Consider the following 4,239-nt stretch of genomic DNA (forward strand, 5'->3'; position numbering starts at 1 on the left):
CCGCGGCAGACAAGCCGCGACCGAGCCGAACGGCGTATTTTAAAATTTAGCCCCGCGAGCGCGAACATATCGCTACAAAGACAAAATTTAAAGCGCGCCGCTTTAAATTTTAAAATTTCATCTGCGCCGATTTTTGAGTATAATGAGCGAAAAATTTTAAGGATTTTGTGTGATACTTGCTATTGAGAGCAGCTGCGACGACAGCTCGGTCGCGGTGATGGATGAGCGCAGTTTCGAGCTGAAATTTTACGAAAAAATAAGCCAGGAGGCCGATCACGCCAAATACGGCGGCGTCGTACCCGAGCTTGCTGCGAGGCTGCATACTGAGGCGCTGCCGCGGATTTTGCAGCGCGCAAAACCCTATTTTAGCGAGCTTAACGCAGTCGCAGCGACCAATACCCCGGGGCTTAGCGTGAGCCTGATCGGCGGCGTGAATATGGCAAAAGCGCTCGCGCTCGCGCTAAATCTGCCGCTCATCGGCGTAAATCATCTCATAGGCCACGTTTACTCGCTGTTTTTAGGCGGCGAGGCGCGATTTCCGATGGGCGTTTTGCTCGTTAGCGGCGGACACACGATGGTTTTGGATATCGGCGCTGCGGGGGATATCGAAATTTTAGCGACCACCGGCGACGACAGCTTCGGCGAGAGCTTCGATAAGATCGCAAAGATGCTAGGCCTCGGCTATCCGGGCGGCGCACTCATCGAGGAGCTTGCAAAAGGCGGCGAGCCGAGGTTTGAGCTGCCCATGCCGCTAAAGGGCGATAGGCGGCTGGAGTATAGCTTTTCGGGGCTTAAAAACGCCGTGCGCGTGCAGATCGAAAAGCTAAAAGAGGCGGGCGAGCTAGATGAGCGGGCGATGCGCGATCTGGCGCGCTGCTTTGAGGACGCGGCGTGCGCGCACATACTGGATAAATTGCAGCGGATCTTTGAGCTGCGCCGCTTTGCGCGCTTCGGCGTCGTGGGCGGAGCAAGCGCGAACCTGCATCTGCGCGGGCTTTTGACGGATTTGTGCGAGCGAGCGGGCTGCGAGATACTTTTCGCGCCGATGAAATTTTGCTCCGACAACGCCGCTATGATCGCGCGCGCAGCGATAGAAAAGCTGCGTAAAAAGGAGTTCGTCTCGCCCGCAGAACTGCAAATTGTTCCGCATCTAAATCTACGCTCGGCATTTGAGTGAAATTTTAAAATTTACAAATAGTCTGCGCTCACTAGCGAATTCTTGCGCGCTGGGCGTTTGAGTAAAATTTTATCTCGCGCTCGCTCACGGTTAGGTTTTGGATAAATTTCGCTTTGAATTTACATATCGCGTTTAAGGCTAGCGCCACGTTTTGTTAAATCTCTTTCATGCTCGCACCGTCATCGGTGCCGCTACCGTTGCACATCCTCGCTGCTTGCAATGTCTGCTAAATTTTGATCAGTTTTGTTAGCTTGTCATTTTTTGCACTTTCTTAATCGTGCAGGAAAGTTACGACTTCGTGTTCTTTTGGCAAGAACTTTCTACCGTGTATACCGCTTTCGCCATATTCTATTAAAGCTTCACCAAGCACCTTATAGAGCTCATCTAAAGAAATTCCGTAAGTGCTGGAATTTATACTTTCTAACTTATATTTGATAAAAAACGGATTATCGACTAGCATTTTACTGGTAGTTTCGTCGTAAATTCGCCTTATATCAAGCTCAATAACATTTCCCTTATAACATAAAATATAAATCTCCTCACCCGTAAATCCATCTCGCGGATCCGGTAAGTGCGGATCACACACAAAGATAAACCAAATATCCCTCTGCCTATCGATGACCCAATCAAGCTGCTCTATACGTTGATCGCCCAATGGAAGTTCACCAAAATTTGCCCTGGAGCTATTTACTATGTCAATAACGCCATATTTCTCAATATCCTCTTTAGAGATATATTCTGCTACGAATGCCATTTTATTTTTCCTTTCTTACATCTATTAACGCTACACTAAAATCATCCTTATCCTCCCAGCCTGGTCTAAATTTAAAATCAATCAAAATATCTCTCAATATTTTAATAACTTCATTATCTGGAATAATAGAATTTATAACATTTACCTCGATAATTTTCCACACCCTTTGAAATTTGCGTCCATCCACTTCTTGATCATATTCGTAGTCCAAAAGAATATCTAAATTATTTCCTTGAATATAAAGCCTCCATAGCTTTTTGCTCCCATAACCATAATCATACCCTTCATTTGGTAGTCTTTTAATTAAAAGAAACCAAATATCTTTTTGTCTATCAACAACAAAATTTCTAGGTAGTTCTTCATAATACGGACTATATTGATAAAAAATTTTACTCAACCCGTACTTTTCATCATCCTTTTTAGTGATGATAGCATTTTCAAACGCCATTCTCTCCTCCTTAAAATTTAATTCTCGGATTATACTACGATATGTTTATATCCGCCTATGCGCTAATAAATATATCGTAGGGTTAAATTTATAATTGATTTTCGCCTCAAACCGCATGCAACGCTCGCATTAAAATTTTTCAAATTCCGAAGCGCAGTTTAAATTTACAGCCACAGCTCGGCGCGCGCCAAAGTGCAGGCCGCCGCACGTTTAAATCTAGCCGCAAATCATATGGCGCTACGCATTCAAAACCCGCGTATATCAGGTGCTGCAATGACGCGCCGAGCTATGCGGGCTCGGTAAATTTCGCCGCGGTGTACCTAAACTTCTATCGCATAGGGGATTTTATCCTTCGCGCAGGCGCCCGCAAAGCCTTTAAGCCGCAGCAAGCAGCTGTCGCAAAGCCCGCACGCAGCGTCCTCGCGCTCGTAGCAGCTCCACGTAAGCTCTAGCGGTACGCCGATTTTAAGCGCTAACGAGACAATCTGCGCCTTGCTAAGGTGCACGAGCGGGGTTTTGATGCGCGGATGAAAGTCGCGGCTCGTGCCCAGCTCAAGCGCTCGCTCAAACGCGCCGATGAACTCCGCGCCGCAGTCGGGGTAGCCGCTGCTATCCTCCTGCACCACGCCGATGAAGATCGCGTCGCAGCGCTCCTTCTCGGCAAGCGCGGCGGCGATGCTCAAAAACACGCCGTTGCGAAACGGCACGTAGGTGCTCGGCAGATCCGAAAACACGCTCTCGCCGCTTTGCGGTGAAATTTTATCGCTTTGGCTTTGCGACGAAATTTTATTGTTTTGGCTTTTAGGTGAAATTTCACTCCCTGCGTGCTTGGGTGGAATTTTATCGCCCTGCTGCGGCTCGGCTTCGCTTTGAGGTAAAATTTCGCCGTCTTGCGGTGAAATTTTGTCATCGCTAGCTAAAATTTTGCCGCCTTGAGTCGGAATTTTACTGCCTTGTGGTGAAATTTCATTGTCTCCGAGTGAAGCTTCGCCGCCTTGGGTTAAAATTTCACCGCCCTGCACGCAACTGCCGCTATTTCGCGCCAAATCTACACTTAGCGGAGCATCCGCGGAGCCCGCCGAGAAATTTGACGCAGTAAAATTTTGTCCGCCAATCTCGGCATTAGTAGAATTTGTTGCGATAGAATTTTGCCCGTCTAAGCGGGTGCTCTTGGAATTTGCCGCGCTGTCAATCTCGGTGCCGGTAGTATTTGCCGCGCCACCAAGCTCTGCAGCACCTTTTCTGATCGACAAAGTGCCGTCCGTAAGGGCACTGCCACCAATTTGCGCGATGAAGCGAGCATCTAAAATAAACCTCTTTGCAACCCCCAAATCGTCGCAAATTTTACCGAAGCACTCGCGCTCCTTGCCCATCGTGCGCTGGTTATAATCGAAGTGCAGCGCCACGATCTCGTAACCTTCGCGCCTCGCGATGTATGCGCAGGTCGCGCTGTCCATGCCGCCGCTGATCACGCATAAAGCTCTCATTTTCGTCCTTTTTTTGCTAAAATTATACGAAAATTTTATAAAAGAGGGGTAAAAATGATACTTTGCGAGCAGCCCTATCCCGAAATTTTGGACGCTATCGCGGCGGAGCTGGGCGGCGGGAGCGTCGAGCTAATTTTCGTGCGCGGCGAGGAGATGCGGCAGCTAAATGCGCAAACGCGCGGCATCAATAAGACGACCGACGTGCTGAGCTTCCCGCTCGATCCTGCGGCGTTTGCGGGCTTCGGCGGGGATTTGAGCGAAGAGAATTCCGCGCATGAAAACAGCGGCGCTAAAATTCTAAACGATACGAATTCCGCTAGTAAAAATACAGACGCCGCGAATTCTGCGAGCGAAAATTTTAATATCATAAATT

Annotated in this window: 5 protein-coding genes and 2 pseudogenes; 3 read left to right on the forward strand and 4 right to left on the reverse strand. The window is 48.4% G+C overall.

The window, feature by feature from the left end; all coding sequences use genetic code 11:
• Positions 1 to 186: hypothetical protein (locus Q0620_RS03655; protein ID WP_298783256.1), on the forward strand; the 186-nt coding region annotated here is incomplete at its 5' end.
• Entirely contained in the window at positions 170 to 1,177 is a 1,008-nt protein-coding gene (gene tsaD, locus Q0620_RS03660; protein ID WP_298783257.1) for a tRNA (adenosine(37)-N6)-threonylcarbamoyltransferase complex transferase subunit TsaD, read from the forward strand. The genes Q0620_RS03655 and tsaD, both read left to right, overlap by 17 nt.
• A gap of 271 nt (positions 1,178 to 1,448) precedes the next feature.
• Here tsaD and Q0620_RS03665 read toward each other — a convergent pair whose 3' ends face one another.
• From Q0620_RS03665 to Q0620_RS03680, 4 genes and pseudogenes are all read right to left on the reverse strand, one after another.
• Positions 1,449 to 1,832 carry a hypothetical protein gene (locus Q0620_RS03665; RefSeq protein WP_298783258.1) on the reverse strand — a complete coding sequence of 128 codons (384 nt, stop codon included), beginning with the start codon at positions 1,830 to 1,832 and terminating at the stop codon, positions 1,449 to 1,451.
• Positions 1,833 to 1,932: 100 nt separating this feature from the next.
• Positions 1,933 to 2,379, reverse strand: coding sequence for a hypothetical protein (locus Q0620_RS03670; protein WP_297880200.1), 447 nt, complete (start codon positions 2,377 to 2,379; stop codon positions 1,933 to 1,935).
• Between the two features lie 320 nt (positions 2,380 to 2,699).
• A pseudogene (locus tag Q0620_RS03675) lies at positions 2,700 to 3,167 on the reverse strand (7-cyano-7-deazaguanine synthase); the annotation flags it as partial.
• A 444-nt stretch (positions 3,168 to 3,611) separates the two neighbouring features.
• Positions 3,612 to 3,866 (reverse strand): annotated as a pseudogene (locus tag Q0620_RS03680) (7-cyano-7-deazaguanine synthase); the annotation flags it as partial.
• A 54-nt stretch (positions 3,867 to 3,920) separates the two neighbouring features.
• Between Q0620_RS03680 and Q0620_RS03685 the strand changes: the two are divergent.
• A partial coding sequence (locus Q0620_RS03685) for an rRNA maturation RNAse YbeY (protein WP_298783260.1) occupies positions 3,921 to 4,239 on the forward strand: 319 nt, incomplete at its 3' end.

It is taken from the genome of uncultured Campylobacter sp., from assembly GCF_938017615.1.
GTDB lineage: Bacteria > Campylobacterota > Campylobacteria > Campylobacterales > Campylobacteraceae > Campylobacter_B.

Bases quoted from the DNA above. Each gene is read 5' to 3' on its own strand.
- Q0620_RS03670 (WP_297880200.1), bottom strand. From the start codon at position 2,379: ATGGCGTTTGAAAATGCTATCATCACTAAAAAGGATGATGAAAAGTAC.